This window comes from Streptacidiphilus sp. MAP12-20 (genome assembly GCF_041262525.1).
Taxonomy (GTDB): domain Bacteria; phylum Actinomycetota; class Actinomycetes; order Streptomycetales; family Streptomycetaceae; genus Streptacidiphilus.
Window position 1 is genome coordinate 1 of sequence record NZ_JBGCCK010000014.1, and the last position, 26,607, is coordinate 26,607.

The 26,607-nt window shown below is 72.3% G+C and carries 27 protein-coding genes; 10 read left to right on the top strand and 17 right to left on the bottom strand.

The annotated features are described in order from the left end of the window. Positions 1-115: 115 nt before the first annotated feature. The 3 genes from ABIA32_RS19950 to ABIA32_RS19960 form a co-directional block, all read right to left on the bottom strand. Positions 116-394, bottom strand: a complete 279-nt coding sequence (locus tag ABIA32_RS19950; RefSeq protein WP_370097021.1) for a dsRBD fold-containing protein — start codon at positions 392-394, stop codon at positions 116-118. A gap of 115 nt (positions 395-509) precedes the next feature. Further along, on the bottom strand, positions 510-2,039 hold the full coding sequence (locus ABIA32_RS19955; protein WP_370097023.1) for a glutamate synthase subunit beta: 1,530 nt from the start codon (positions 2,037-2,039) through the stop codon (positions 510-512). An 81-nt stretch (positions 2,040-2,120) separates the two neighbouring features. Beyond that, positions 2,121-3,566 (bottom strand): MFS transporter, encoded by a 1,446-nt coding sequence (locus tag ABIA32_RS19960; protein WP_370097025.1) that lies wholly within the window; start codon positions 3,564-3,566, stop codon positions 2,121-2,123. Between the two features lie 160 nt (positions 3,567-3,726). On the opposite strand from ABIA32_RS19960, the gene ABIA32_RS19965 reads away from it, so the two are divergent. The 3 genes from ABIA32_RS19965 (at position 3,727) to ABIA32_RS19975 (ending at position 6,006) form a co-directional block, all read left to right on the top strand. Continuing rightward, complete coding sequence (locus ABIA32_RS19965; RefSeq protein ID WP_370097027.1) at positions 3,727-4,179, top strand: MarR family winged helix-turn-helix transcriptional regulator; 453 nt, start codon at positions 3,727-3,729, stop codon at positions 4,177-4,179. Positions 4,180-4,255: 76 nt separating this feature from the next. Next, entirely contained in the window at positions 4,256-5,050 is a 795-nt protein-coding gene (locus ABIA32_RS19970; protein ID WP_370097029.1) for an N-acetylmuramoyl-L-alanine amidase, read from the top strand. A 29-nt stretch (positions 5,051-5,079) separates the two neighbouring features. Next, positions 5,080-6,006: an alkaline phosphatase family protein gene (locus tag ABIA32_RS19975; RefSeq protein WP_370097031.1), complete on the top strand. Its 927-nt coding sequence runs from the start codon at positions 5,080-5,082 to the stop codon at positions 6,004-6,006. A gap of 16 nt (positions 6,007-6,022) precedes the next feature. On the opposite strand, the gene ABIA32_RS19980 is transcribed toward ABIA32_RS19975, so the two are convergent. The 3 genes from ABIA32_RS19980 to ABIA32_RS19990 all read right to left on the bottom strand — a co-directional run bounded on the left by ABIA32_RS19980 (position 6,023) and on the right by ABIA32_RS19990 (position 8,106). Beyond that, positions 6,023-6,160, bottom strand: a complete 138-nt coding sequence (locus ABIA32_RS19980) for a hypothetical protein (protein WP_370097033.1) — start codon at positions 6,158-6,160, stop codon at positions 6,023-6,025. A gap of 132 nt (positions 6,161-6,292) precedes the next feature. Continuing rightward, the gene (locus ABIA32_RS19985; RefSeq protein ID WP_370097035.1) at positions 6,293-7,183 is read right to left on the bottom strand and encodes a carbohydrate kinase family protein; all 891 of its coding nucleotides are present in this window, start codon (positions 7,181-7,183) and stop codon (positions 6,293-6,295) included. Then, the gene (locus tag ABIA32_RS19990; RefSeq protein ID WP_370097036.1) at positions 7,180-8,106 is read right to left on the bottom strand and encodes a pseudouridine-5'-phosphate glycosidase; all 927 of its coding nucleotides are present in this window, start codon (positions 8,104-8,106) and stop codon (positions 7,180-7,182) included. The genes ABIA32_RS19985 and ABIA32_RS19990 overlap by 4 nt, the downstream gene beginning before the upstream one ends. A 221-nt stretch (positions 8,107-8,327) precedes the next feature. Here ABIA32_RS19990 and ABIA32_RS19995 point away from each other — a divergent pair, with 221 nt between their 5' ends. Beyond that, complete coding sequence (locus ABIA32_RS19995) at positions 8,328-10,130, top strand: carbohydrate-binding module family 20 domain-containing protein (protein WP_370097038.1); 1,803 nt, start codon at positions 8,328-8,330, stop codon at positions 10,128-10,130. 152 nt (positions 10,131-10,282) lie between these two features. Here the strand turns inward: ABIA32_RS19995 and ABIA32_RS20000 are convergent, their stop codons facing one another. Then, a complete protein-coding gene (locus ABIA32_RS20000) occupies positions 10,283-11,068 on the bottom strand; it encodes a PspA/IM30 family protein (RefSeq protein ID WP_370097040.1) in 786 nt (261 codons plus the stop codon). A 158-nt stretch (positions 11,069-11,226) separates the two neighbouring features. Here ABIA32_RS20000 and ABIA32_RS20005 point away from each other — a divergent pair, with 158 nt between their 5' ends. The 3 genes from ABIA32_RS20005 to ABIA32_RS20015 all read left to right on the top strand — a co-directional run bounded on the left by ABIA32_RS20005 (position 11,227) and on the right by ABIA32_RS20015 (position 13,038). Further along, positions 11,227-11,997, top strand: a complete 771-nt coding sequence (locus tag ABIA32_RS20005; RefSeq protein WP_370097042.1) for a hypothetical protein — start codon at positions 11,227-11,229, stop codon at positions 11,995-11,997. 231 nt (positions 11,998-12,228) lie between these two features. Beyond that, positions 12,229-12,633: a transcriptional regulator gene (locus ABIA32_RS20010; RefSeq protein WP_370097044.1), complete on the top strand. Its 405-nt coding sequence runs from the start codon at positions 12,229-12,231 to the stop codon at positions 12,631-12,633. A 195-nt stretch (positions 12,634-12,828) separates the two neighbouring features. Next, a complete protein-coding gene (locus ABIA32_RS20015) occupies positions 12,829-13,038 on the top strand; it encodes a hypothetical protein (RefSeq protein ID WP_370097046.1) in 210 nt (69 codons plus the stop codon). Positions 13,039-13,262: 224 nt separating this feature from the next. Here ABIA32_RS20015 and ABIA32_RS20020 read toward each other — a convergent pair whose 3' ends face one another. Next, positions 13,263-13,820, bottom strand: a complete 558-nt coding sequence (locus ABIA32_RS20020; protein ID WP_370097048.1) for a hypothetical protein — start codon at positions 13,818-13,820, stop codon at positions 13,263-13,265. Positions 13,821-13,961: 141 nt separating this feature from the next. Further along, positions 13,962-15,002, bottom strand: a complete 1,041-nt coding sequence (locus ABIA32_RS20025; RefSeq protein WP_370097050.1) for a porin PorA family protein — start codon at positions 15,000-15,002, stop codon at positions 13,962-13,964. A 225-nt stretch (positions 15,003-15,227) separates the two neighbouring features. Between ABIA32_RS20025 and ABIA32_RS20030 the strand changes: the two genes are divergently transcribed. Beyond that, positions 15,228-17,795, top strand: a complete 2,568-nt coding sequence (locus tag ABIA32_RS20030; RefSeq protein ID WP_370097051.1) for a SpoIIE family protein phosphatase — start codon at positions 15,228-15,230, stop codon at positions 17,793-17,795. Here ABIA32_RS20030 and ABIA32_RS20035 read toward each other — a convergent pair. The 8 genes from ABIA32_RS20035 to ABIA32_RS20070 form a co-directional block, all read right to left on the bottom strand. Beyond that, positions 17,779-18,615, bottom strand: a complete 837-nt coding sequence (locus ABIA32_RS20035; RefSeq protein ID WP_370097053.1) for an isocitrate lyase/phosphoenolpyruvate mutase family protein — start codon at positions 18,613-18,615, stop codon at positions 17,779-17,781. The two genes, ABIA32_RS20030 and ABIA32_RS20035, sit on opposite strands and share 17 nt — an antisense overlap. Before the next feature lie 370 nt (positions 18,616-18,985). Beyond that, positions 18,986-20,224, bottom strand: a complete 1,239-nt coding sequence (locus tag ABIA32_RS20040; RefSeq protein WP_370097054.1) for a styrene monooxygenase/indole monooxygenase family protein — start codon at positions 20,222-20,224, stop codon at positions 18,986-18,988. 55 nt (positions 20,225-20,279) lie between these two features. Further along, positions 20,280-20,843, bottom strand: a complete 564-nt coding sequence (locus ABIA32_RS20045) for an ATP/GTP-binding protein (RefSeq protein WP_370097483.1) — start codon at positions 20,841-20,843, stop codon at positions 20,280-20,282. Positions 20,844-20,877: 34 nt separating this feature from the next. Then, positions 20,878-21,288, bottom strand: a complete 411-nt coding sequence (locus tag ABIA32_RS20050) for a DUF742 domain-containing protein (protein WP_370097056.1) — start codon at positions 21,286-21,288, stop codon at positions 20,878-20,880. Further along, positions 21,285-21,686 carry a roadblock/LC7 domain-containing protein gene (locus ABIA32_RS20055; RefSeq protein ID WP_370097058.1) on the bottom strand — a complete coding sequence of 134 codons (402 nt, stop codon included), beginning with the start codon at positions 21,684-21,686 and terminating at the stop codon, positions 21,285-21,287. The genes ABIA32_RS20050 and ABIA32_RS20055 overlap by 4 nt, the downstream gene beginning before the upstream one ends. Next, positions 21,683-22,984: an ATP-binding protein gene (locus ABIA32_RS20060; protein WP_370097060.1), complete on the bottom strand. Its 1,302-nt coding sequence runs from the start codon at positions 22,982-22,984 to the stop codon at positions 21,683-21,685. Before ABIA32_RS20060 ends, ABIA32_RS20055 begins: the two co-directional genes overlap by 4 nt. 212 nt (positions 22,985-23,196) lie before the next feature. Further along, positions 23,197-23,322: a hypothetical protein gene (locus ABIA32_RS20065; RefSeq protein ID WP_370097062.1), complete on the bottom strand. Its 126-nt coding sequence runs from the start codon at positions 23,320-23,322 to the stop codon at positions 23,197-23,199. Positions 23,323-23,333: 11 nt separating this feature from the next. Further along, entirely contained in the window at positions 23,334-23,735 is a 402-nt protein-coding gene (locus tag ABIA32_RS20070; protein ID WP_370097063.1) for a hypothetical protein, read from the bottom strand. Positions 23,736-24,464: 729 nt separating this feature from the next. Here ABIA32_RS20070 and ABIA32_RS20075 point away from each other — a divergent pair. Together ABIA32_RS20075 and ABIA32_RS20080 are read left to right on the top strand one after the other, a co-directional pair. Beyond that, complete coding sequence (locus ABIA32_RS20075; RefSeq protein WP_370097065.1) at positions 24,465-24,668, top strand: cold-shock protein; 204 nt, start codon at positions 24,465-24,467, stop codon at positions 24,666-24,668. 284 nt (positions 24,669-24,952) lie between these two features. Beyond that, positions 24,953-26,596 carry a DEAD/DEAH box helicase gene (locus ABIA32_RS20080; RefSeq protein WP_370097066.1) on the top strand — a complete coding sequence of 548 codons (1,644 nt, stop codon included), beginning with the start codon at positions 24,953-24,955 and terminating at the stop codon, positions 26,594-26,596. Positions 26,597-26,607: the final 11 nt, after the last annotated feature.

Here is a 26,607-nt window from a genome sequence, read left to right on the forward strand (position 1 = left end):
CGTGCGTGCGGTGAAGCCTAGACACCTCCACCACACCGGAGGTCTTCGTCATGATCAAGCCCCCAGGACCGTCAACAACGCTCGTGGTCAATACACCTAGCCAGGTTTGGTCACCTCAGCCGAAGCGGGGCTCGTCCGCCGCCGCGGAGGCGACCGTTCCGGCGCCCACCAGCTGGTGGCCGAGGTCGAGCAGGGCCCGGCCAGCGGCGAACTCGTCGCCGATCTCGGGCGCGGGCTCGTCGCGCGGGCTGCGGCGGGCGGAGGTGCTGCTTTCCAGCGTGCGGTCCTCGGTGTGCAGGACGGCGTGGACCTTGGTGTCGTCGCCCGCCTCGACGAGCTCCAGGTCGATGGTCCAGTGCTTGCGCCGGACTTCGCGGGCGGTGTCGGTGGTCATGGCGAGTCGTCCTTCCGGCGATCGGCGGACCCGGCCGTGTGTCGACCGGCCCTCACCTCCAGGCTCCTGCTCCCGACGCGTCGGCGCATGCCGAACCGCTGCCGGCTGCCGCCGCTCACACCGCGAGCGGCCGGTCCCAGGCGCTGACCGGCGCGGGCAGCGTCGTCGCCCCGGTCAGGTAGCGGTCGGCGGCCGAAGCGGCCGCGCGGCCCTCGGCGATCGCCCAGACGATGAGCGACTGCCCCCGCCCCGCGTCGCCCGCGACGAAGACGCCCGGCGGGCCCGCGGCGAAGGCCGCGTCGCGGGCGAAGGCGCCGCTCGGGGTGAGGTCGAGGCCGAGCTGTTCGGCCAGTCCGCTGTCCGGCTCGGGGCCGGCGAAGCCGAGGGCCAGCAGCACCAGGTCCGCAGGGACCTCGTACTCCGTGCCGGGCACCGGGCGTCTCGTTCCGGGTTCGGCCTCCATGAGCTCCAGGCAGCGGACGCGGCCCTGCTCGTCACCCTCGAAGCGGACCGTCGCCGCGGCGAAGACCCGGACGTCGCGCTCCGACTCCGGGACGGCGCGGAGCCTTTTCGGCGCGCCCTCGGCGATGCCGCCGCTCGCGATGAGCTCGCGGCCCTCCTCGTGGGAGGGTGAGACCCGGTGGATCCGCGGGTAGGTGGGCCACGGTTCGTCCTCGGTGCGGTCGGGGCCGGGCAGCAGCTTGATGTCGAGCTGGACCACCGAGGCCGCTCGCTGTCGCAGTACCGTGCCCAGGCAGTCGGCGCCGGTGTCCCCGCCGCCGACGATGGCGACGTGCCGGCCCTCGGCGCTCACCGCCGGGGCGGGGAAGTCGCCTTCCTGGACCCGGTTGGCCTGGGTCAGGTACTCCATCGCCTGGTGGATGCCGGACAGTTCGCGTCCCGGCACCGGCAGTTCGCGGGCGAGTGTCGCGCCGACCGCGACCACGACGGCGTCGTGGCGCCGCCGCAGGTCTCCGGCGTCGATGTCCCTGCCCACGGCGACGCCGGTGCGGAAGAGCGTGCCCTCCGCGCGCAGCTGCGCCAGGCGCCGGTCCAGCGGGAGCTTCTCCATCTTGAAGGCGGGGATGCCGTAGCGCAGCAGGCCGCCGGGGCGGTCGTCGCGCTCGTAGACGGCGACCTGGTGTCCGGCCCTGGTGAGCTGCTGGGCCGCGGCGAGTCCCGCCGGGCCCGAGCCCACGACCGCCACGCTGAATCCGCTGAGCCGCGCCGGCGGCAGCGGACGGATCCAGCCCTGCTCCCAGGCCCGTTCGACGATCGCCAGCTCGATGTTCTTGATCGTCACCGGATCCGCGTTGATCGCCAGCACGCAGCCGCTCTCGCACGGGGCGGGGCAGAGAAAGCCGGTGAACTCGGGGAAGTTGTTGGTGGCGTGCAGCAGTTCGCTCGCCGCCGCCCAGTCCCCGAGCGCGACCCTCGCGTTCCAGTCCGGGATCAGGTTCCCGAGCGGGCAGGCGCTGTGGCAGAACGGGATGCCGCAGTCCATGCAGCGTCCGGCCTGTGCCGGGGCGATCGGCAGCAGCGCCCCGGGCCGGTGCACCTCCTGCCAGTCCCCCAGCCGCTCGGGGACGGGGCGCAGTGGCCAGGTGCGCCGCGGAGTGGTGAGAAAGCCCCATGGGTCGGCCATGGCGGACTCCTGAGACGTTCGGGGAGGGACGGCGCGGCCCGTCGCCCCTGCGTCCCACCATCCGCGCAGGCCACAGGGGTGTCAAACGGGCTCGACCGTGGCGGGTTCGGCGGCGGGCCTGTCCGTGGCGGGAGCCGCGGACTTGCCCAGCGGGATGGTGGCGGCGACTGCCGCGGCGAGGAGGGCGACGCCGCAGCCGATCAGCAGGCCGGTGCGGAAGCCGTTCTCCGAGGGCAGGGTGTGACCGCCCAGCTGAATCGTCATGTGAGCCAGGACGACCCCGATCACGGCGGCTGACAGCGTCGTGCCGATGGAGCGCATCAGGGTGTTGAAGCTGTTCGCGGAGCCGGTCTCCGACAGCGGCACCGCGCCCATGATGAGCGCGGGCATCGCGCCGTAGGCCAGCGCCACGCCGCAGTTGCCGATGCAGGTGACGGCGAGCAGACCCCAGGTGGAGCCCAGCATCGCCATCGACGAGCCGTAGCCGAGCGCGATGATCAGGCTGCCGACGACGAGCGTGGTCTTGGGGCTGCGCGCGGCCGACAGCTTCGCGCCGAGCGGCGAGATGAGCATCATCATCAGCCCCGAGGGCGCCATCCACAGGCCGGCCGCCTGCATCGACTGGCCGAGCCCGTAGCCGGTGGCCTTCGGCAGCTGGAGCAGCTGCGGCACGATCAGCATCTGCGCGTACATCGCGAAGCCGACGACGACCGAGGCGGCGTTGGTGAGCAGCACCTGCCCGCGCGCGGTGACCCGCAGGTCGACCAGCGGCGCGGCCGACCGCAGCTCCCACCAGCCCCAGGCGAGCAGCACGACCAGCGCCGTGCCGATCATCCCCAGCGTGGTGCCGCTGCCCCAGCCCCAGTCCGCGCCCTTGGAGACGCCGAGCAGCAGGCAGACCAGTCCGACCCCCAGGCCCAGCGCGCCGACGGCGTCGAAGCCGCCCTCCGCGCGAGCCGTCGCGCCCGGGATGAACAGCCAGATGAGGACCGCGACGACGACGCTGAGCCCGGCAGCGGCCCAGAACAGCACGTGCCAGTTGGCGTGCTCGGCGACCGAGGCCGCGATCGGCAGGCCGAGCGCGCCGCCGATCCCGAGGGAGGAGCTGATCAGCGCGATGGAGGTGCCGAGCCGCTCCGGCGGCAGCAGGTCGCGCAGCGCGCTGATGCCGAGCGGCACCAGACCCGCGCCCATGCCCTGCAGGCCGCGGCCCACGATCATCGGCAGCAGCGAACCGGCGAGCGCGCAGACGACCGAGCCGGCGACCAGCGGCACCGTGCAGACCAGCAGCAGGCGGCGCTTGCCGTAGAGGTCGCCGAGCCGCCCGATCACCGGCGTGGTGACGGCCGCCGCGAGCAGGGTGGCGGTGACGGCCCAGGAGGCGTTGGAGGCGGAGGTGTGCAGCAGCAGCGGCAGGCTGCCGATCAGCGGCACGATCAGCGTCTGCATGAGCGAGGCGACGATGCCGGCGACCGCGAGGACGCCGACGACGGCGCCCGGTCGGGCGCTCTGGGTTGAGCCGTTCACGTGGATCTCCCTGTGTCTCGACGGCGAGGAGGCGGGCGTCCTTGGCCGCGACGTGCACTCTACACATGATGTGCGGCCCACACATCATGTGTGCATCGCATATTCATGGCACCCTGCATACTGACGTGCGGGAACGCAGACCGGAGCGGAACGGGGTGCCGTGGAGAAGCCGACAGACCTGGTCGAGTACGAGAGCATGCTGCTGGGACGGCATGTGCACATGCGCACCCGCGGCATGCGGGAGGCGGAGCAGCTGGACCGCAGCGCTTACATCCTGCTCAGCCGCCTGCGCATGGAGGGGCCGATGACCATCGGTCAGCTCAGCGAGGCCTTCGACCTGGACGTCTCCACGCTGAACCGGCAGACCGGTGCGATGACGCGGGCGGGCCTGGTCGAACGCATCCCGGACGCCGAGGGCGGGATCGCCCGCAAGTTCCGGCTGACCGAGGAGGGCGTGCGCCGCCTGGAGGAGACGCGCGCGGAGCTGGTCCAGGGCTTCGACAAGATCCTCGCGGAGTGGACGCCGGAGGAGGTCGAGGTGTTCGCCGCCTGCCTGCGGCGCTTCAACACCGACATCGAGCGTCTCGAAGGCCGCCCCTGGCCCCGCCCCTGATCCACCGGGGTGGTCTTCGTCGCCGACTCGCGCGGCGCTGCCGTTCCGAGGCCTTGCCGTGTGCTGGCGTTGACACATGCGGACATGGACAGCCCTCGGCCTCGCGGTCGGGCTGAGCCTGACGGCGTCGGCCGCTCCCGGCCGGGCAGCCGACGTGCGACCACTGCCGCTTCCCCTCGCCGGGCGGACCATCGTGCTCGACCCCGGCCACAACCCGGGCAACGCCGCCCACCCGGCCGAGATCGGTGCCCTCGTCGACGTCGGCAACGCCCGCAAGCCCTGCAACACCACCGGCACGGCCACCGCGCGCGGATACACCGAGGCGGCGTTCACGCTGGACCTGGCCCGGCGGGTGCGCGCGCTGCTGGTCGCCCAGGGCGCGCGCGTCGTTCTCACCCATGACGGCGACCGCCCCTGGGGGCCGTGCGTGACGGAACGGGCCGCCATCGGGAACGCGGCCCGCGCCGACGCGGTGGTCGCACTGCACGGCGACGGCGCCGCCCCCGACGGGTACGGCTTCCATGTGATCCTGCCCGCCGTCGTCGTCGCGGGCTCCGCCGACACCCGTCCGATCGTCGCGCCCTCGCGTCGCCTGGGGCTCGCCGTCCGAGCCGACTTCGCCGCGGCCACCGGGGAGCCGTACGCCACCTACCTCGGCGGCGGCACCGGCCTGATGGTGCGAGCGGACCTGGGCGGGCTCAACCTCTCCACCGTCCCAGCGGTCTTCATCGAGTGCGGCAACATGCACAACCGCGCCGACGCCGCCCGGATGTCCGCCGCCGGCTGGCGCGAGGCGGCTGCGCACGGCCTGGCCCTGGGCATCGCCGCGTACCTGGCTTCCAAATCCTCGCTCCCGACTCCGGAACCATGAATCGGCCGCAATCGGGGAGACTGTGCCTCATGCGTCAAGGACTCCCCACCGGGCGGCTCGCCACGCTCGGCGCGGCCGCTGTCGTCGCCGTTCAACTGCTGGTCAGCGGTTGCTCCTCCGGCGGCAGCACCGTGCCCTCGGCCGTGCAGAGCGCGCTGACCGCGCAGTCCAGCGGCGCAGCCACGGGCGGCGCGCTGCCCAGGCCCGCACACGTGGTGGTCGTGGTCGAGGAGAACCACTCCTACGGCGACATCATCGGCAGCGCGGACGCGCCCTACCTCAACTCGCTCGCCGCGGCCGGTGCCTCGTTCACCGCCTCGTACGCGGTGGCGCACCCGAGCGAACCCAACTACCTGGCGCTCTTCTCCGGTTGGACGCAGGGTGTGACCGACGACTCCTGTCCGCACAGCTTCCCAGGCCCGACTCTCGGCTCCGAGCTGCCGGCCGCGAAACTGACGTTCGCGGGTTACTCGGAGTCGATGCCCTCCCCCGGCTACGCCGGCTGCACGGCCGGCGACTACGCCCGCAAGCACAACCCCTGGGCGAACTTCCCCGCCCTGCCCGCCAGCGTCAACCGCACCTGGTCCGCGTTCCCTGCCGACGCAGCCGGTTTCGCTAGCCTGCCGACGCTCTCCTTCGTCGTGCCGAACCTGCAGCACGACATGCACGACGGCTCCGTGCGCGAGGGCGACGACTGGCTCCACGCCCACCTGAGCGCCTACGCCGCCTGGGCGCAGGCGCACAACAGCCTGCTCGTGGTCACCTGGGACGAGGACGACAACTCCGCGTCGAACCAGATCCCGACCATCGTCCTCGGCGCAGGCGTACGCCCCGGCACGTACGCCGAACCCCTGGACCACTACCGCGTGCTGCGTACGCTGCTGGCCCTCTACGGCCTGCCGCCGATCGGCGAGAGCGCCAACCGGGCCCCGGTCACGGACATCTGGCAGCACTGACGGTCCGCCAGTTCCGCTAGGAGACCTGCCGGATCGACGCTCCGACCAGGACGCCGCCGCTCACCGTGTACGTGCCCTCGTAGACCCGCAGCGAGCCGTCGGTCTGCGTCGCGTACAGCACCGCCTGCACCTGGGAGCCGCCGAACTCACTCACCGTGCCCAGGCTGATCGAAGCCGTGGTCGCGTATCCGGCGACCCACTGGTCGTAGCTCTCACCGGCGATGTTGGCTCCGCCGAGGGCCCACGCCGCAGGGTGCCGAACTGCTGGGACTTGACTTCCTGACTGTCACCGTGGGCGCGCGCCGCGCAGGGTGACGGAGTGGGCTGCGGTCGCGCAGGCCCGCTCCGCCGCGTGCAGCGGGGTGGCTCCCGCGAGGCGGGCGGCGAGGTAGGCGCCAGCGAAGGCGTCGCCCGCGCCGGTCGTGTCGACGGCGGTCACCTGGGGGCTCGGCACCCGGCCGAGGAAGTGGCCGGGTTCGGCGAGGGTGGCGCCGAGGGGGCCGAGTTTGACCGCGACGAGCGCGCCGGTGCGGTCGGCGAGGCGGCGGGCGGCCTGGTCGGCGGCCGTGGCGCCGCTCAGCAGGCGGGCCTCGTCGAGGTTGGGGAGCAGCAGGTCCACTCCGGCTGCCAGGTCGAGGAAGGTGGCCGGGCCGAGCACCGCGAGCGGCCCGGCCGAGGCCGGGTCGAGGCTGGCGCCGATCCCGGCGGCGCGAGCGCGGGCCAGCAGCGCCTGCGTGAGTTCCCGGCCGGGGGCGGAGAAGAGCAGGTAGCCGGAGAGGTGGAGCCAGGCGACGCCGTCGAGGAGCGCATCGTCCCAGTCGGCGAGGCCGAGAGCGCCGCTCGCGCCGCGGTCGTTGAGCATCGTGCGCTCGCCGGAGGCGTCGACCAGGCAGACGACGAGCGTGGTCGGCCGGTCGGGGTCGATGCGCAGGACCGGGCGGACGCCGGTGCGTTCCAGCTCTGCCCGGTGCCAGGCCGCCGACTCCGCGCCGACGCGGGCCAGCAGCGTGGTCGCCGCGCCGCGGTCCGCGGCCCAGGCCGCGACGTTGGCGGCCGAGCCGCCCGGCAGCAGCGCGATCCGGGCCGGGGTGTCGGTGGCGGGGGCGAGCGGACGGTCGTGCGCGGCGACGACGTCGGTGGCCAGGTCCCCGACGACGAGCAGCCCCGAGCCGGTCATGCCCGCGCGGCGGTCGCGTAGGCGGCGGCGATCTCGGCGGCGAGTCGCACGTTGCCGCGCACCGCGGCGAGGTTGGCCTCCAGCGAGGCGCCTGCCGTGTGCTCGACCAGGTAGGCCAGTAGGTAGGGGGTGACGGCCTGGCCCTTGACGCCTTCCCGGCGGGCCGCGTCCAGGGCCTCCGCGAGGACGCGGTCGTGCAGGGCCGGGTCCAGCTGCTCCGCCTCGGGCACCGGGTTGGCGACCACGAGCGCCGAGGAGTCCGTGCCGAGCGCGTCCTGAGCGCGCATCACCTCGGCGACCTGCGCGGCGTTCTGCGCGCTCCAGTCGACGGGCAGGCCGGAGCTGTGCAGGTAGAAGCCGGGGAAGGTGCCGGTGCGGTAGCCGATGACGGGGACGCTGAGGGTCTCCAGGCGCTGCAGCGTGGCGGGAACGTCGAGGATGGACTTGACCCCCGCGCACACCACGGTGACCCGGGTCCGCGCGAGCAGGCCGAGGTCGGCGGACTCGTCCTGGTCGGTGACCCAGTCGCGGTGCACGCCGCCGAGCCCTCCGGTCGCGAAGACCCGGATGCCCGCCCGCGCGGCGAGGAAGGCCGTGCCGGAAACGGTCGTCGCCCCGCTCTCCCCCAGCGCCAGCGCGGGCGCGAGGTCGCGGACGCCGAGCTTGCGCAGGCCGTCCTGGAACGCGACCCGCTCCAGCTCCTCCTTACGCAGTCCGATCCTCGCCGTCCCGCCCAGCACCGCGACGGTCGCCGGGACGGCTCCCCCGGCCCGCACCAGCTCCTCCAGCTCGCCCGCGAGCTGGAGGTTGCGCGGCCGGGGCAGCCCGTGGGCGATGATCGTGGACTCCAGCGCGACGACGGGCCTGCCCCGGTCGAGCGCGTCCCGGACCTCGTCGGAGAGCTGCAGCGCGGAGTTCACCATGGTGGTGATCCTGGCCCGGCGAGCCGGCCGCGAAACCCGACCACCGGATCTTGAAAGACTTTGCAGAAACTCGCCGAAAACTCTTCCAGAAGTCTTGTCGACATGCCCGAGCGGTGGCACTGTCGTGCCCGCGCGGTGCGGCGCTGCCGGGGCGGGTCCCGGTGTCGCGGCGACCGTCGCCACGGACCGGTCCACCCACAGCACTGCCCCCGGAGCCGAACATGCACCTCACCACCCACGCGCCCGCAGCTGTCAGACCGAGAAGACTGCGGGCCGCTCTGGCCTCGGCCGCCCTGGTCGCGGCGGTCCTGCCGCTCGGCCTCGCCGGCGGCAGCACACCCGCTGCGGCCTCGCCGCCCGGCACGGGCAACGACGTCATCGCGAACCTGTTCCAGTGGAACTGGAACTCGGTCGCCTCCGAGTGCACCAACGTGCTCGGCCCCGACGGATACGGCGCCGTCCAGGTCGCGCCGCCCGAGGACTCCATCAGCATCGCGGGACATCCCTGGTGGGAGGTCTACCAGCCGGTGGACTACAGCCTCAACAGCCGGATGGGCAACGAGACGCAGTTCACCGCCATGGTCAACGCCTGTCACGCCGCGGGTGTGAAGGTCTACGCCGACGCGGTGCTCAACCACATGACCGGCCAGGGGAGCGTCTCCTACGGCGGGGTCACCGGCTTCAGCAAGTTCAACTACCCCGGCCTGTACTCGAGCGCGGACTTTCACAACTACCCGAGCGACTGCCCCGAGTCGGACGACCAGATCCACAACTGGAACGACTACACCGAGGTCACCAAGTGTGAGCTGTCCAACCTCTCGGACCTGCGCACCGAGTCGGACTACGTGCGCACCCAGCTCGCCGGATACCTCAACCACCTGCTGAACGACGGCGTGGACGGCTTCCGTCTGGACGCCGCCAAGCACATCGGCGAGACCGACCTGGCCGCCATCGAGGCCAAACTGACCAAACCGGCCTACGTCTACCAGGAGGTCATGCCCGGAAGCTCCGGCTCCCTCGCGCCCAGCGCCTTCGAGCCCACCGGCGACCTGCTGGAGTTCACCTACGGCACCAGCATCAAGAGCCAGTTCACCGGCAGCATCGCCAATCTCAAGACCTTCGGTCAGAGTTGGGGCATGGAGCCGAGCAACAAGGCGGTCGTCTTCGTCGCCAACCACGACACCGAGCGCAACGGCTCCACGCTCAACTACAAGAACGGCGCCACCAACACCCTGGCCACCGAGTTCGAACTCGCCTGGGGCTACGGCACCCCGCAGGTGTACTCCAGCTTCGACTGGACCAACAGCGACGACTCCCCGCCTGCCGACGCCAACGGCTATGTCAGCAGCACGACGTGCGGCAGCGGCTGGGAGTGCCTGGACCGCAACCAGGGCGTGGTCGGGATGGTCGGCTTCCACAACGCCACCAAGGGCCAGAGCGTGGCCAACTGGTGGGACGACGGCAGCAACGCGATCTCCTTCAGCCAGGGCGGCAAGGGCTGGATCGCACTCAACAACGAGTCCGCCACCGTCAGCCGCACCTTCGCCACCGGCCTCCCCGCGGGCGCCTACTGCGACGTGATCCACGGCCAGGCCGCCTCCGGCGGCGGCTGCACCGGACCGGTCGTGACCGTCGACGCGAGCGGCAACGCGACGGTCGCCGTCGCCCCCAAGGACGCCGTCGCCGTCGACGTCAACAGCCCCTGCACGGGCAGCAGCTGCAGCCAGGCCGGACAGGTGTCCGTCACCTTCGACGAGTACGCCACCACCTACTACGGCCAGAACGTGTACGTGGTCGGCTCCATCCCGGCGCTGGGCAGCTGGAACCCGGCGGCAGCGGTCCCGCTCTCGTCGGCCGGCTACCCGACCTGGTCGGCCGCCGTCACCCTCCCGTCCAACACCGGCTTCTCCTACAAGTACATCAAGAAGAACCCGGACGGCACGATCACCTGGGAGAGCGACCCCAACCGCTCGTACACCACCCCCGCCTCCGGAGCCGTCACGCTCAACGACTCCTGGAGGTGACGGTCTTCAAGACGAACTGACGCCGCGCCCGAGCGGCCGGCCCCGCGCTCCGGCGCGGGGTCAGCCGCCGAGGGCGTGGACCATCCCGCCTTCACGTACGATCCCCCGGGGCTCACTGCGTCGGCTGTGGGACGGCATCCGCTGAGCAGGGCTCACGCGTGGTCCTTCGGCTCCTCGGGTGGCTCCGGCTCCTCCCCCTCCTTCGGCCCCGCCTCCAGCGACGGCGGTGCGGGCGAGGATGCGAGCTCGGCCTTCATCGCGGCGAGCTCGGCCTCGACGTCTCCGCGCGCGGAGATGGCGTCGAGCTCGGTCTTCAGGCCGTCGTGGGCGACGGGCGAGGTCGCGTCGTCGAGGGCGCCGGAGGCCATCAGCTCGTCCAACGCGCCGGCACGTGCCTGGAGCTGCTCGGTCTTGTCCTGCGCCCGCTGGACGGCCGCTCCGACGTCGCTCATCTCCCCCGAGATGCCGGTGACCGCCTCGCCGATCCGGGTCTCGGCCTCGGCGGCGGTGTAGGAGGCCTTGATGGTCTCCTTCTGGGTCCGGAAGGCCTCGACCTTCGCTTGCAACCCCTGCTCGGCAAGGGTGAGCTTCTCCTCCTCCGCGCGCAGCGTGGTCACCTGCGCCTGCAGGTCCTGGTCCTGGGCGAGCACGGCCGTGCGGCGGGTCAGCGCCTCACGGGCCAGGTCTTCCCGGCCGAGAGCGAGCGCCTGCTGGGCCTGCTCCTGGAGCTTCGCTGCGGACTGCTCCAGCTGGGCGTGCTGCAGCTCGACGCGCTTGCGGCTGGTGGCGACGTCGGCGAGCCCGCGGCGAACCTTCTGCAACAGGTCCAGCTGCCGCTGGTAGGCGTAGTCCAGGGTCTCCCTGGGGTCCTCGGCGCGGTCCAGCGCCTTGTCCGCCTTGACCTTGAACAGTCCGGTGATGCGACGCGTGATGCTCATCCCGCACCACGTCCCTTCTCCTCGAATGCGGATCCCTGCCCCTTTGACCGTCTCACCTGGTCGGGCGCGGTGCACGGCGGCCCGTCGATCGAACCGGACGCGCAGGCCGACCGGGCGGGGTGGTGCAACCTCGGCTGGGGACGGGTAGCGTCGCCCAGGTGTTGAGACTCACCGACGGACGCACCGCACGGCCGGTCAGCCTGCCACCGGACGGGCGGCGCCTGGTGCGGCTGCGGGCGCTGCCGACGCTCCAGAGCGGCGCGATGGGGATCGACGACGTGCGCGTCATGGTCGTGGCGGACGTCCTGCGGCGAGCCCTGGAGGTCAGCCGGGTCGTGGTCGTCCATGCGATGGGGCTCCCCCCGACGGTACCGCGCGAGCTGGCCCGCGGCCTGGAGCGCCACCTGACCGCTTTCAACGTCCATCCGCCCATCGCCGAGGACGACGGGCGCGCCGACGTGGAAGTGGTCCCGACCGGCGGCGCGAAAGGAGACGCGAACGGAGACGCGGGAGCCCGGGTGGAAGTGGCACGCGTACGTTCTCTGCTGACCGCACCGCTTCCCGGCGGCACCCCGGGCGACGCGCCCGAAGCCGACCCGCTCGCTCTGCGCCTGGCGTTGCTCGCGCACCCCTACCGGGAGCCGGTGGAGCTCACGCCCGACGCCGTGGCGGAAGCGGCGCTGAGCCTCGCGTCCTGGCGGGCGCAGGTTGCCGGATGGGCACGGTCCTCCTCGGCGCCGGTTTCCGAGTCGCTGCAGGCCGAGGCCCGCGCCGCGCTCGACGCCGATCTCGACACCCCGTCACTTCTCGCTCTGCTCGACCTCATCGGCACGACGGCCGACCTGCCGGACGGCGCGCGGTTCGAAGCCCTCGTCTGGATGGACAGGCTGCTCGGCCTCGACCTCGCCCGTGACCTCGGCTCCGGCTGACGCCGACGACGGCGTGCCGGTCGCCCCATGGGCTCCGACGCACGGTAGCAGCCACCTCGCATGCGTGCGCGCGCAATCGACGATCCGCTCCGCCCCGGAGTCGCCGGCTCGTCGAAGCGGCAGTTCAGGGCGTGGGGCCGGGGGCGCGCGCCGGTGTGTGCTCCCCTCGCCTGGTACTTGCCGTGTACCGACCATAGGCTTTGGCGTCGCGCAGCCGCGATAATGGACCTCGTGGATGCGATCGAGCCCATGGGCACGGGAGGGCAGGCGGGCGAGGACTTGGCCGCGCTGCTGCGGGGTGTACTGGCCGCGAACCCTGGGTTGACGCAGAAGAAGATCTCCGAGACCTCCGGCATCCCCTACGCGACGCTGAACGCCTGGGTGACCGGGCGGCGGGGCGCGGGCGGCCGGATCGCGGCGGACGACCTGCGGGCGCTGGCCGACGCCCTGCCCCCCGACTACCCGCCCGCACGCGTCTTCGCCGCGGCGGGCCGCCGCACGCCGGCCGATCTGGACGCCGAGCGTGAGGCCCGACTGCTGGAGATCTTCCGCGAGTTGGACACGGATCAGCAGCGGGTGCTGGTGGAGATGGCCAGGGCCCTGGCCAAGCTGCCGCGGGCCGTGCACGCGGAGTAGTCGTCGTTCCGCTGCGTAGCGGGGCGCGCGGTGCAGGTGTTCGCTTCTGGAATTCCTGATTCGTCCTTCACGGGGTCCTCACAGGCCACTCTCGTCGGAGTAGCGTCTTTCCCCCAGAGTGCGGCAACAGTCGCCACCGCGTGCCTGCCGCGCGCTTCCCTCCCGAGGGGCCCGCCCATGTGTATCCACATTCGCATGGCAGACGTCGCACCCCAGGCTGTCGCCTGGGACCCACTCGAAGTCTCCATCGTCGTCAGAAGCGGGACCCCGGCCCGGATCGCCCTCGACGAGGTCTCCGCCGTGCTCCAGGATCTGGGGGCCACGCGGACCTGGGAGGGCTACCGCTGCTTCTGCGGTGACCCGCTCACTCTGCCCGCCGCCCTCGCCGGCCTCGCCAACCACTGAGGCGGCGAGCAGGACGTCCTGTTCGACGGCGGCGTGCAGTTGCGTCAGGCATTCCTGGAACCAGTCGCGTTCGCAGCTGCGGGAGTCCGGCTGGACGAGGTCGACGCGATCCGCGAAGCGGCGGGCGCGGAGCCGGGAGAGCTGCCATGCCGAGGCCGCCCAGGCGACGGTGCCGAGGGCGGCGATTCCGGTCAGCCCCAGCAGGGTGAGGGTGAGGACGGTAGTCACTCCCTGCTCCCCGCCTGGACGGGAACGCTCACGTCAGTGGCGAGCGCGGCGGGCGCGGCCGATTCCTGTTCCGGTTCCGCGGCGGCGGCAGCGGCAGCGGCAGCGGCAGCGGCAGCGGGCGGAACGGCGGCAGGGTCGGGTGCCGCCGGGCGCAGGGCGGCGGGGACGTCGTTGACGTTCCACACCTGGACGCGGACCCGGTCGACCACGGTCGCCAGCTCGCTGTAGACCACCGCGCGCTCACCCCCGCCCGGGTCAGGCTCGGCGCCGTCGCGCCAACGGCGGGTCAGCTCGCCCCCGAAGGCGCGCTGGTACTCGGTCATCTGCGCGTCGTCGGGATCCGGGTGCAGATGCACCTGAAGCCACGGCGCGGACCAGTGCGGTGCGGTGAACAGCTGGACGCTCTCGGGGCGCGGCACCCGCATCAGCAGGCCGGCCAACACCTGGCAGGCGTGCAGGGCCTGCACGCGGTAGGCGTCGGGGGGCGCTCCGAGCGGGAGCGGGGCTCGGGCGAGCGGCACCACCGGAGTGGTTCTCTGGGTGGGCTGGGACATCTGACGGTCTCTCCAGTCGAGCGGCGAGGTCGGGCGGGGCGCCGACGGCTCGACAATCTACGCGTAGATGTAGATGCCTTCCACGAATCCCGAAATCTCTCGGCGCGCGGCGACAGCCGCGCGCCCCCGAGCCGCCGTTGCTCACGCCCCGGGCTTCGGCGCACTCCGGTCACAACGGACGAGGAAGAGCACGCCGCCCACCAGCACCGCACCGACCAGGCCCGCGACGATCGGCAGGATCGTCCCGAAGAGTGAGAGCGCGTCACGGCCCTTGTTCGCGTCGTGCAGGGCGGCCTGCGTGCCCGCGGCGGTCTGCCCGTAGGTGTAGTCCGCGACCGGGAAGAGCGGGATGAAGGTGCTGCTGCCCGGAACCGCCAGTCCGACCGTCCGCGTCTGGGACCGCTGGACGTCGATCACGACGCCCGTCTCCGGGTCGACCCAGAAAGTGTCCGAGCCCTGCAGCGTGTAGGCCAGCGGCACCGGGTCGCTCAGCCGCGGAAGCAGGGCCGCCAGCTGTGCCTTCTGCGCGGCCGACGCGGGCCCGAAGTTCACCGCCAGGGCCAGGGTCTGCCGCGGGATGGAGGGCGGCAGCGCCGCCAGCACCTGGCTGTCGGTGATCCGGGAGGGACCGTAGGCCGACTGGTAGACGTAGGTCGACAGACCCGACTTCGACTCCGTGCGCACGTAGGTCACCGGCGTGGTCGTGAGGGTCTCGGGCACCCAGCCGGTGTAGGTCTGCTTCGCCGCACCGAACGGGAAGCTGACGGTGAGGCCCTTGGCGTCGACGACGGACCAGCTCTTCGGGTGGTTCGCCACCGGCTCCAGGCTCTTCCGGTCCAGGGCGTACTGCCACGACGTCTGCTCCAGGACGTTCCCCGCCTCGCTGGTCGTCCGCTTGTCCGCCACCAGTGCGGTCCCGCCCGAGGTGCTCTTCACGGTGACGGTCCGGTCGACGGTCAACGGCACGTTGGTCTTGAAGGCCGCGGCGAGATTGCCCCGGGCCACCGCGCGGGGGTCGAGCAGCGTCTTGAACGTGCCGGCGTAGCTGCGCTGGGCATTGGTGTCCGAGGGCAGGCGCGCGACCAGGCTGGGTGTGATGGCGAAGGCGAGCACGAAAGCGCCCGCGATCAGGACCAGGCCCAGCACGAGGGCCACGACGCGGAGCGCCTTGTTCGCCAGCATGATCTGCTCCCTGCTGCCCTGCTGCCCTGCTCCGAGGCGGGAAAGGGTCCGCACCCCGGCATCTCCGGCCAGGATCGGTCCGTGCCGACGATCTCGCCACCGGAGGCTTCGAGAACGCGGCCGGACCGGACGCGACGGCTCCGCCTTCGCCTTGACACGCTTGGGGGGCGGGCGTAGCAAGGAGAGATGCGCCAGGGTGGTCCGAAGGGGCCGCAGGGCACCGAAGTGACCGACGGTAGTGGGACGGCACGCGCAGGCCCGGACAAGGGTCCTGTCCGCCGCGCTCGGCGTGGTCCAGAGCCTTCGCCGGCCACATCCGCCGGGGCCTCTCGACGTGCTCGCGAGGCGGCCGGGCACTGCGACGACCTCCTCGCCGCCGCCGTCCGCCGGACGCTCGCGGGGACCGACGCCTACAGCGCCATGGTCTACCTGCGCTCACGCGACCGGCGGTCCCTGGTGCTGAGTACCGTGGCCGGCGTTCCCGTCTCCGTCCTCGGCGCGTTCCGCCGGGTCGCCGTGAACAGCCCGCTGCCGGTGCCGCTGGCCTACCGCTCGGGACGGAGCGTCTCGCTCTCCGGCGCCGAGGAGACCATGAGGCGCTTCCCCCAGCTGCTTGTGGGCCTGCCCTACTCGTTCGCCTCCGCCTACGCGCCGGTCACGGCCGGACAGGAGACGTTCGGGGTGCTCTGTGCGCTGTGGCCCGCCATCGCCGACGGAGTTCCCACGCCGGCCCGTCGGCAGTTGCGCTCGACGGCCAACCGGCTGGGCGTTTCGCTCGCCGAACTGGCCGCGGGCGGCGATCCGGTGGAGAGCCCCGGAGAGACCGTGGTGGTCGAACTGCCCATCCGCTCCGACCCGGCGATCCGGGTCGGCCTCTTCGACCTGGACCTCGCGACCGGCACGGTGGTGGCCGACGAGGAGCTGTGCGAGATCTTCGGGGTGCCCGCCGACTCCTTCGACGGGCAGCTCGCCACGCTGACCGCCGTGGTGGACCCCGGGGACCTCCCCCGCCTGCGGGCCGCCACCCGGCACGCCCTCGTCAACGGACGGTTCCCCCCAGCGCCGGTTCGGGTACGGGTACGGGTCGCGGACAGCAGCCGACGGTCCCGCTCCGTCCGGCTGTGGGCCCGGATTCCGGAGCACCCGGCCGTAGCCGGCGGAAAGCGTCCCCACCTGGTGGGGGCCGTCCTCGACGCCGGTACCAGCGCGGCGGCCGCCGAGGCGGTCGAGCGGCTGCGGCAGGGCATCTTCTCCCTCGACCCGGGCGGCCTCGTCGACTACATGAACCTGGGCGCGGAGCTGCTCCTCGGCCTCCGCCGAGAGGAACTGCTCGGTCGGCAGCTGTGGGAGGCACTCGACTGGCTTGCGGATCCCGCCTACGAGGACCGGTACCGGTCCGCGCTGATCTCCAGGCAGCCCACCGCCTTCCTGGCCTGCCGCCCACCCGACCACTGGATGGCCTTCGCCCTCCATCCGGACGCCAACGGCATGACCGGGACCGTGGTCCCTTCCGCCCAGGTCGGCACGGCCGGCGACACAGCGGGCGGGGCAGCCGGCGGCACGGGGACGATCGCCACGCCGCCGGCAAGGCTCGGTGCGATCTACCACCTGCTCCCGCTCTCCAGCGCGCTGACCCGGGCGGTGACGGTCCACCAGGTGTGCGGCACGGTCGCGGAACAGATCCTTCCGGCCTTCGGCGGCCAGGAGCTCGCGATCTACGTCATGGAGGACAACCGGCTGCACCTCACCCTTCAGGTGGGATACCCCGAGGGCTTCCTCGACCGATTCGAGGGCACGCCGATCCGGGCCCGGCTGCCGGGAGCCGACGCGTTGAGCAACGGCGCGCCGATCTTCTTCGAGTCGGTCGACGAACTCGCCTCCGCCTATCCCGGAATCCCCCTGGACGAGATGTGCGCGTGGGCGTTCCTGCCGCTGATCGCCTCCGGGCATCCGGTCGGCAGCTGCATTCTGGGCTTCGACGAGCCGCACCCGTTCACCTCCGAGGAGCGCGGCGTGCTGACCGCACTCGGCGGGCTGATCGCCCAGGCCCTGGAGCGGGCCCGCCTGTACGACGCGGAGTTCACCCTCGCCCGCGGCCTTCAGCACGCGCTCCTTCCGCGCCGGCTGCCGGAGCTGCCCGGCGTGACCATCGCAGCCCGGTATCTCCCCGGGACGCAAGGCATGGAGATCGGCGGCGACTGGTACGACGCCGTCCTCACTGCCCGCGGGCTCTCCCTGGTGATCGGCGACGTGGAGGGCCACAGCGTGGCCGCCGCCGCGACGATGGGCCAACTGCGCAGCGCGGTACGGGCGTTCGCAGCCAGCGGGCAGGAACCCGGCGAGGTGCTGGCGCATGTCAACCAACTGCTGCCCGACCTCGGCCTCGATCTGCTGGCCAGTTGCTGCCTGATCGAGCTCGACCCGACGACCGGACGGGCCCGCGGCGTCCGCGCCGGACACCTGCCGCCGCTGCTGCGCCACCCGGACGGCCATACGGAGGTGCTGGAGTTGACGGACGGGTTGCTCCTCGGCGTGGACCCGCACGCCCACTACGCGGTGGCGGAGTTCGAGCTGCCGCCGGGCTCGGTACTGGCCCTCTACACCGACGGTCTCGTCGAGCGTCCGGACTCGCGGATCGACCACGGGATCGACCGACTCAGGGTCTCCCTCGCCCATGCCGAGGCGACCTCGCTCGAAGCCCTCGCCGACCGACTGCTCGCGGACGCCCTCCGCGCGACGAACCGCGCGGACGACGTCGCACTGCTCCTCGCCCGGTTCACTCCCGTGCGGTGACCCCGGACGGAGACTCGGCGAACGGGTCCCCGCCGCCGGCGACGGTGCGGAGGGCCTCCTCGGTCGCCGCCTGCGCGATCCCGAACAGGCCGGGGCCGTAGCTGATCCTGGCCACTCCCAGCGAGGCCAGCTCGTCGTGGGAGAGGCCCCCGGGCCGAGCCAGGATGTTGACGGGCATCCCGACGCCCTCGACCAGCGCCGTGATGGTCGGTGCGTCCGCGACGAGGATGGGGTAGAGCGAGTCGGCACCCGCGTCCCGATAGAGGCGACCGCGGCCCAGGGCCTCCGCGAGCCGCTCGGCCTCGGAAGCCGTCTCGTGGAGGAACACGTCGACCCGGGCGTTCAGCACCATACCGAAGCCCGCCGCGTCGGCCGCTGCCCGGATCGCCGCCAGGTACTCGGCCTGACGCCCGGCGGCGTGCAGCTCGCCGGTCCACGCGTCGGTGTCCTCGATGTTGACGCCCACCGCTCCCGTCGCGGCAACACGCTCCACGAGCTCGGCCGGCTCCAGGCCGTAGCCGCCTTCCAGGTCCGCGGTCACCGGGACATTGACGGCACGACAGATCCGCGTGACGGCCGCGAACATCTCCTCGGCCGGCGTCGCCTCGTGGTCGGCGTAGCCGAGCGTGGGCGCGATCGCGGCGCTGGCGGTGGCCACCGCCGGAAATCCCGCGCTCTCCACCAGCCGCGCAGACGCGGCGTCCCAGGCGTTCGGCAGCAGCAGCGGCTTGCCGGGCACGTGCAGCGCGCGCAGCGTCGCGGCCCGAGCACCGGTCGTGGGGCGCACCGGGTCGGTGCCTGAAGGAGTCGGTGTGGTCATGCACTCGACTCTAGGGACCGAACGGCCCAGTGCGCAGGTCCGCATCCGCGCCGCGGGAGTGGTCCACTTCGGCGGTCCGCGTGCTCGACGCTCAACCGGGGTTCGACCCACCACCGAGTCCGGTGTGCCGACGAACGTCCCGGCCGTGCTGAGGCCGTCTGCGCGCAGACCGGTGACGCTCAGGGTCAGCACGCCCAGCAGTACCGCCGTGGTGACCCACACCGTGCGGGGCCGATGTCCGATCGCCCGGCCGACCCGGGCCCAGAAGCCGGTCGCCGTCGGCTCCGGGGGCCCACGGGCTCGGGAAACCCCAAGGGGCCCGCGGCCGTGCGAACGGCGGCGGGCCCTCGGCACGCGCTTGTCGAACGCGTCAGCCCTGGCTGAAGGAGCCCAGGTAGGCGCCCGCCGCCTCCGGGGTGAAGAACCAGTTCGGGAAGTCCGACGGGTTGTCGAACCCGTTGGCGAAGCGGTCGGCGACCGGCTGGATCTCGCCCGCCGCGCCGATCAGCTGCAGCACGTGCTCCGGCGGCGGCGCGAGCATGGCGTTGGTCCACGCGGTGACGTCACTCGCGGCATTCGTCCAGAAGGTGTCGAAGGCCGACTCCATGAACGCCCGGTCGAAGGGGCCTTCCACGTGGGCGCGGATCGAGTCCAGGTAGCTCGCCGCGCACTTGGACGCGGTGTTCGATCCCTGGCCGGTGATCGGGTCGTTGGCGACGACCACGTCCGCCACGCCCAGGACCACGCCGCCGCCGGGCAGTTCGCCGACGGGTCGGCGCACGGTCGGCGCGTAGCGGCCGGCGAGCGTCGCCCGCTCGTCGGTGAGCTCGACACCGCCGAGCGTGCGCTCGTACTCCCACGGGGTGTACGTGCGCATCAGGTCCAGCGTCCGGCGCAGGTGCTCGGCGGGCTCCAGAGCGGGCTCGAAGACGTCGAGCGGTCCGCCGGGGACGCCCTCCCAGAAGAGGATGTCGCAGGGCCCGGAGAGGGTCAGCGCCGGGATGACGAAGAGCTCGCCGACGCCGGGGACCAGGTTGCAGCGCACGGCAGGGAAGTCGTGCTCGGGACGCGGTCCGAGCCCGTGCACGTAGGAGACGGCCAGTGCACGCTGCGGAGCCGTGTACGGAGACCGCTCGGCGTCGCGGCCGAACATCGAGACCAGCTCGCCCTTGCCGGCCGCGACGACGGTGAGGTCGTAGCCGCGCACCAGGTAGTCGAGGTCGGAGACGGTGACGCCGTTGATGACGACCTTGCCGCCGCGCTCGGCGAACAGCTCGAGCCAGCCGGGCATCTTCACGCGCTGGTCGACGGACTGCGCGTTGCCGTCGAGGCGGCCGACCCAGTCGATCACGCGGGCCGCCTCAGGACCGCTCACCGAGACGCCGAGGCCCTGCACGCGAGGGGCCTCCGCCTCCCACAGGTTGAGGCCGAGGTCGCGCTCGTGCTGCAGTGCGGTGGCGAACATGCACTGGGTGGACAGCACTCGGCCGCCGCGGACCTCGTCCGGGGTCCGGTCCGTCATCACGGTGACGTCGTGGCCGTCGCTCTGCAGGCCGAGCGCCAGCTGCAGACCGGCCTGGCCTGCGCCGACGACGAGTATCTTGGCCAAAATGGGCTCCTGGAAGACGTTGTGGAAGATCGTCAGACGGCAAGAAGCTACCGGTTCAGGCCCCGTCGGTGGCGAGGGTGTGCTGAACCAGCGCGGCCAGCGTCAGCGCGGAGGAGGACCGGGAGCGCGCGTCGCAGCGCAGCAACGGCACCGCCGGGTCCAGGCTCAGCGCGTCCCTGATGTCCGCGTCGCCGTACTCGGGAGCCCCGTCGAACTCGTTGACCGCGACCACGAAGGGCAGCCCACTGCTCTCGAAGTAGTCCACCGCCGGGAAGGCTTCGGCCAGTTGCCGGGTGTCGACCAGCACGACCGCGCCGACGGCGCCGCGGGCGAGGTCGTCCCACATGAACCAGAAGCGGCGCTGTCCGGGCGCGCCGAAGAGGTAGAGCACCAGGTCCTCGGCGATGTGCAGCCGGCCGAAGTCCATGGCCACGGTGGTCATGGTCTTGTTGCTGCCGAAGGCGAGGGAGTCGGTGTCGCTGCCGGCGTCGGTCATCACCGCCTCGGTGCGCAGCGGGGTGATCTCGGAGACCGAGCCGACCATGGTGGTCTTGCCGACTCCGAAGCCGCCCGCGATCACGATCTTCGCGGAGGTGACCGGAAGCTCGGTGAGCGGGATGCCGGGGGTCCGGGCCGCCTCGGCGGTTCTGACGTCAGGCGAGATCACGGAGACCTCCGAGGATCCGCTCCAGCACGACACGGTTGGGGCGGGCCGGGACGCCGATGGGCGAACCGCCCGCACGCACCGAGATGGACGAGCCGTGCACCCGGATCCGGCCGGCGTCGACCAGGTCGCTGACCCAGACCCTGACGACTCCGAGCGGGAGCTTGAGCAACGCCGACACCTCGGCGATGGAACGCATCTCCCCCTGGCACAGGGCACAGATCCGCTCGAGCTCGGGCAGGGCGGCCTGCACGGGTTGCCGGGCGGCAGCACTGTGGACCGCAGCACCGTAGTCAACAGCGGAGATCAGCGTCTCGACCAGCAGCACCTGGCCGAACCTGGTCCGGCCGCCGGTGAGCGCATACGGGCGCACCCGCAGCGATCGCGTCGCAGGAATCACCGGGTCGCCTCCTGGCGGACATGTGCGGTCAGGACGTGGCCGGCCTGTTCGACCAGGCGGGCCATCTGGAACGCCGCCACGCTCAGGTCGCAGTCGGCGCTGGTGTAGGCGGCCAGGCAGGCGGTCGCGTCCACGGACATCAGCACCAGCGTGCCCTCGTCCAGGGTGACCACCGTCCGCTTCAGCCGACCGAGTTCGAGCAGCGTGGTGAGCCCGCCGGCCAGTCCGTTGATCCCGGCGACGAGCGTCGCCAACTCGTCGACGGGGCAGTGCTCGTCGACCGCGACCAGGGGCAGGCCGTCGGTCGAGACCAGCGCGAGCGCACGCAGGCCGGGCGTGCCCATCAGCACGTCACCGAGCAGCCAGCGCAGCCGCTGCTGCGGATTCGCCTCGGTCATCCCTTGTCCTCCTCGCCGCGCGGGGCGGCGGCCGCGCGCAGTCCGTTCTGGAAGCCGCCGAGGCGGCGGCGCAGTTCGTCGGCGGCGGAACTCGCTCCGCCGCGGTCGTGGGGCTCGCCGGTCGTTCCGGCTTCGGCGGAATCCGGCGAGTTCGCGGGGCGGGCCAGCTGGCCGCTCTCCCCCGGCACGCGCTTGGGCAGGCCCGCCGCGCCGGGACGGGTGCCCGGCGTCGCGGAACGGGCGCCGGGGACGGCGGTCAGCGTCGGGCCGGTGCGCGGCCGCGACGTCGGCCCGGCCGGGCTGTGCGGGCGGTGCGACGCGGGCTGCCCGAAGGAGGCCGGCTCCGGCTCGGCCGGTGGCGCGACGAGCACCGTCGCCGGCAGCGCGACCAGGGCGGTCACGCCGTCCGCGCTGGGGCTCTGCCGCAGCTGGACGCGCAGGCTGTGACGGTGCGCCAGCAGCGTCACCACGCGGAGCCCGAGCGAACGCCCGCTGCCGGGCCCGACGCCGTCGTCGTCGCGCCCGGCGGCGAGGTGGGCGTTGACCTCCCTGAGCAGCTGGTCGGTCATGCCGATGCCACGGTCCGCGACGGAGACCATGAGCTCGCCGCTGTCCAGGTGCCAGGCCGTCACCGTGACCGCCTCGGTGGGCGGTGAGAAGGCGGTGCCGTTGTCCAGCAGTTCGGCGAAGAGGTGGCTGAGGTCGTCGGCGAGGTCCGGGCGGACCCAGAGCGGCGGCAGCGCGGTCAGATGCACCCGCTCGTAGCGCTCGATCTCGGAGAGGGCCGCGCGCAGTACGTCGAGCAGCGGGGCGGGCTCGGCGGGACGGGCCTGACGCTGGTGGTCGCCGCCCGCCAGCAGCAGCATGTTCTCGCTGTTGCGGCGCATCCGGGTGGCCAGGTGGTCGAGCTGGTAGAGCTCGTCCAGCCGGACCGAGTCCGACTCGACGTTCTCCATGCCCTCCAGCCGGCCGAGCTGGCGCTCCACCAGGATCAGCGAGCGCATCGCGAGGTTGGCGAGCACCTCCGCGCCCTGCGTGCGGCTGCGGCGGACCGCGTCGGCGAGCTCGTCGCATTCCTTGACGAGCCGCACGTTGTGATCCTGCGTCTGCCAGTGGGCCCGTTCGAGCTCGGCCAGGGCCTTGCGCAGTTCCTCATGACCGGCCTGATGCGTCGTCCGCTGTCGCGCAACGGCGCTTCGGGCACGGAGGAACAGGACCAGCAGTACCAGAGCAACCGTCAGAGCCACAGCCGCCAGGGCGTTGGATGTGGACACGAAACCCCACAGTTCGCGCAGCATCTGGCGCATTGGAATCTTCTGTCACATCCATCACATCATACGTATGATTCCGGATTCCACCCCAAGTTGCCGACGGACCGTCAACTCATGGGGTGGAAAGGGAGGTTACGCAGGTCTGACGGTGTGCAGAACTTCCTCGACCGGGAGTCGGCTCGCGCCGAGCCGGCCGAAGGTCCAGCCGCGTTCCCCGGCGACCGCTGCCAGTTGCCGGGTCAGCAGCTCCGAGGCGATCGCGAGGGCAGCCCGATCTCCAGGGCCAGCGGAACGGGCACGCCGTCGGGACCGACGGCCTCGATCGCACGGCCGGCGATCACCTGACCGAGCTCTGCCTCGCTCATGGCACCGGGCCTCACTGGTCGGAGTAGCTGAGGTCCCCCACCGTCCAACTGCTGATCTGATCGATCGCGATGCGGTACATGCCCCCGGTGTGCGGCAGGCCGTAGCTGCCCTGCAGGATGCGGGCCAGATGCACGTGCAGGTGGGTGGGACGGTCCGGCCGGTCCTGTCGGTCCGGTCCGTCCGTCGGCTCTGTTGGGCCACGCTCGGCGGGAGGGACGAAGAGCGCGGCGAAGGCGCCCAGTCGGTCGGAGGCCTCCAGCACCTCGGCGACCCGCTTCTTCCACACCGCCTCGGGGGCCAGTCGGCCGGTGATCACCGCTCCGGGGACGACCACCGTCAGCGGCATCTGGTTGCTGCCCTCGGTTTCCACCAGCGCAGCGATCGCGACGAGAAGCTCATCGGGGTGAGACATGGGAACAGGCTATCGCCCCTGACGATCACGAGCGGGTCGGCGGACCGAGCCGCTCGCGCGGGTCAACCGGCGAGTCGGGCGGGCGCTCGATCAGCGGCGCGCGGCAGGCGGCAGGCGGCGCGGCCGGTTCCCGGTCAGGCTCGTCGCCGCCCTGGTCGGGTTCCGCTTGACCCGCGCTCGCGGTCCCCCGGGTCGGCAAGTCCCACTCCCCCCTCCTTCGCCGTGCACAGGATCCTGCGCCCAGGCCGGTGCCGTCGCGCTGCGTCCCCGGCTGCTGGGGCCGACCCGCTGGCACCTCTCTCCGCAGGCCTCTTGTTCGTGCTCGGAGGGGTGGCCTGCGCTGTCGCAGCCGCCTGCCACCTCCGGGAGTTGAGCCGGAAGAGCCCCGTTCAGGGACCGACGCGGCGCCGCGATCCGCGGTCCCCTCGGGCGTCGGCCAGGCCGGAAAATCTGTCACGGCCGCAGTAGAAAACCGCCCGCAGCCGACGCGGGACCGGGCGACTCGCCGAGCGACGCGATTCTGCTGCCACGCCGGAAACTCTCGCAACGTGCTAGCGTTGATCTCAGTTGCAGTTGTGGTTCCCAAAAGACTTCAAGCGCTCCTCACGGGAAGTTTCCGGCGAGCGCGCTTTATGTATGACCGGTGTCGTTCCGGACGGGTTAATCATCGCGGCGACACCGGCGCCCGCACAGTGCGGACGCCGGGCACTGCCCCGAAGGAGATATGACATGGCTACTGGCACCGTGAAGTGGTTCAACGCGGAAAAGGGCTTCGGCTTCATCGAGCAGGACGGCGGCGGCCCGGACGTCTTCGCCCACTACTCGAACATCGCCACCTCCGGCTTCCGCGAGCTGCAGGAAGGCCAGAAGGTTAACTTCGACGTCACGCAGGGCCAGAAGGGCCCGCAGGCCGAGAACATCGTTCCCGCCTGACGCTGAGCGTCCAACGCGCTGGGGCCCGCACCTTGGGTGCGGGCCCCGGCTCGTTTGCTTTTCCGGGGCCGGACCACGGCTGACTTGAGAACATTCGCGCTCGACCCGTCGGAACCGTTCCAGCCGAACCGTTCCGCCGCAGCCGAGTGGCGATTCCCGTCCCGCCCCCTTTGATATCTGCGCGCCCGGCTTGTTCTTTCCTGTCACGGGCTCGTGTTTCCGGACGTCCGTGCGGTTCCACCGCCGAAAACGTCCCAACGTGCCCAACCAGGAAGGTTCGCTCCATGAACCACACGTCCAGCAGGAACGACCGCTCCTTCCGAGGGCGACCCCGCACCGGGGCCGGCGCCGGGATGAGCAAGGGATCCAGCGGCGCAGCCGCAGGCCGCCCCGGCGCCCGTAAGAGCAGCGGCCCCAGCCGCACCGCTCCGGCCAGGCCGGCCGAGTTCACGGTGCCCACACCGATCGTCCCGAGCCTGCCGGCCGTGGCCGAGTTCGCCGAGCTCGACATGCCCGCCGCGCTGCTGGCCGCGCTGACCGCGGAGGGCGTCACCACGCCGTTCCCGATCCAGGCCGCCACCCTCCCGAACTCACTCGCGGGCCGCGACGTACTCGGCCGCGGACGGACCGGCTCCGGCAAGACGCTCGCCTTCGGCCTGGCCCTGCTGGCCCGGACCGCGGGCCTGCGCGCCGAGCCCCGTCAGCCGCTCGGCCTGGTGCTGGTTCCGACCCGCGAGCTGGCCCAGCAGGTCACCGACGCGCTCACCCCCTACGCCAAGCCGCTGCGCCTGCGCCTCGCGACCGTCGTCGGCGGTCTCTCGATCAGCCGCCAGGCGGCCATGCTGCGCGGCGGGACCGAGATCGTCATCGCCACGCCGGGCCGCCTCAAGGACCTGATCCAGCGTGGCGACTGCCGCTTGGACCGGGTCGGCATCACCGTGCTGGACGAGGCCGACCAGATGGCCGACATGGGCTTCATGCCGCAGATCACCCAGCTGCTCGACCAGGTCCGCCCCGGCGGCCAGCGGATGCTCTTCTCGGCCACCCTGGACCGCAACGTGGACCTGCTGGTCCGCAGCTACCTGCACGACCCGGTCGTCCACTCGGTCGACCCCTCGGCGGGCGCGGTGACCACCATGGAGCACCACGTCCTGCACGTGCACGGCCCCGACAAGTTCGCCACGGCGACCGAGATCGCCGCCCGTGACGGCCAGGTGATCATGTTCCTGGACACCAAGCGGGCCGTCGACCGGTTCACCAAGGACCTGCTCGCCAGCGGCGTCCGCGCCGGCGCGCTGCACGGCGGAAAGTCGCAGCCGCAGCGCACCCGGACCCTCGCCCAGTTCAAGTCCGGGCACGTCACCACGCTGGTCGCCACGAACGTGGCCGCGCGAGGCATCCACGTGGACGACCTCGACCTGGTCGTCAACGTCGACCCGCCGACCGACCACAAGGACTACTTGCACCGCGGCGGCCGCACCGCCCGCGCCGGGGCGTCGGGCATAGTCGTCACCCTGGTCCTGCCGGAGCAGCGCCGCGACATGGTCCAGCTGATGCGACACGCCGGCATCACCCCGCAGACCACGCAGGTCCGCTCGGGTGAGGCGGAGCTGACCCGGATCACCGGCGCGCAGCGCCCCACGGGCATCCCGGTCACGATCAGCGCGCCGGCCGCCGAGCCGACGCAGCGCGCCGCGACATCGACCCGCACCCGCCGCAAGCCGTCCAGCGTCGCCCGCGGCCAGGCCTCCGGCCAGGGGCAGAGCGCACGCCAGGGACAGGGATCGCGTCAGGGCCAGGGCTCGCGTCAGGGCCAGGGGCAGGGCTTCGGCCGTGGCCAGGGCAGCGGTCAGGGTGGCCAGGGCGGCGTCCAGGGCAGCCGGACCGGCGGCGCGAAGCGCCGCTTCGGCACGCGCGGCCAGGCCTGACCGACCACCGA

Excerpts from the sequence above, each read along its gene's own strand:
- ABIA32_RS19950 (WP_370097021.1), bottom strand. The coding sequence starts at position 394 with ATGACCACCGACACCGCCCGCGAAGTCCGGCGCAAGCACTGGACCATC.
- ABIA32_RS19955 (WP_370097023.1), bottom strand. The coding sequence starts at position 2,039 with ATGGCCGACCCATGGGGCTTTCTCACCACTCCGCGGCGCACCTGGCCA.
- ABIA32_RS19970 (WP_370097029.1), top strand. The coding sequence starts at position 4,256 with ATGCGGACATGGACAGCCCTCGGCCTCGCGGTCGGGCTGAGCCTGACG.
- ABIA32_RS19975 (WP_370097031.1), top strand. The coding sequence starts at position 5,080 with ATGCGTCAAGGACTCCCCACCGGGCGGCTCGCCACGCTCGGCGCGGCC.
- ABIA32_RS19985 (WP_370097035.1), bottom strand. The coding sequence starts at position 7,183 with ATGACCGGCTCGGGGCTGCTCGTCGTCGGGGACCTGGCCACCGACGTC.
- ABIA32_RS19990 (WP_370097036.1), bottom strand. The coding sequence starts at position 8,106 with ATGGTGAACTCCGCGCTGCAGCTCTCCGACGAGGTCCGGGACGCGCTC.
- ABIA32_RS19995 (WP_370097038.1), top strand. The coding sequence starts at position 8,328 with ATGCACCTCACCACCCACGCGCCCGCAGCTGTCAGACCGAGAAGACTG.
- ABIA32_RS20000 (WP_370097040.1), bottom strand. The coding sequence starts at position 11,068 with ATGAGCATCACGCGTCGCATCACCGGACTGTTCAAGGTCAAGGCGGAC.
- ABIA32_RS20015 (WP_370097046.1), top strand. The coding sequence starts at position 12,829 with ATGGCAGACGTCGCACCCCAGGCTGTCGCCTGGGACCCACTCGAAGTC.
- ABIA32_RS20020 (WP_370097048.1), bottom strand. The coding sequence starts at position 13,820 with ATGTCCCAGCCCACCCAGAGAACCACTCCGGTGGTGCCGCTCGCCCGA.
- ABIA32_RS20025 (WP_370097050.1), bottom strand. The coding sequence starts at position 15,002 with ATGCTGGCGAACAAGGCGCTCCGCGTCGTGGCCCTCGTGCTGGGCCTG.
- ABIA32_RS20035 (WP_370097053.1), bottom strand. The coding sequence starts at position 18,615 with ATGACCACACCGACTCCTTCAGGCACCGACCCGGTGCGCCCCACGACC.
- ABIA32_RS20055 (WP_370097058.1), bottom strand. The coding sequence starts at position 21,686 with ATGACCGAGGCGAATCCGCAGCAGCGGCTGCGCTGGCTGCTCGGTGAC.
- ABIA32_RS20060 (WP_370097060.1), bottom strand. The coding sequence starts at position 22,984 with ATGCTGCGCGAACTGTGGGGTTTCGTGTCCACATCCAACGCCCTGGCG.
- ABIA32_RS20065 (WP_370097062.1), bottom strand. The coding sequence starts at position 23,322 with ATGAGCGAGGCAGAGCTCGGTCAGGTGATCGCCGGCCGTGCGATCGAG.
- ABIA32_RS20070 (WP_370097063.1), bottom strand. The coding sequence starts at position 23,735 with ATGTCTCACCCCGATGAGCTTCTCGTCGCGATCGCTGCGCTGGTGGAA.
- ABIA32_RS20075 (WP_370097065.1), top strand. The coding sequence starts at position 24,465 with ATGGCTACTGGCACCGTGAAGTGGTTCAACGCGGAAAAGGGCTTCGGC.
- ABIA32_RS20080 (WP_370097066.1), top strand. The coding sequence starts at position 24,953 with ATGAACCACACGTCCAGCAGGAACGACCGCTCCTTCCGAGGGCGACCC.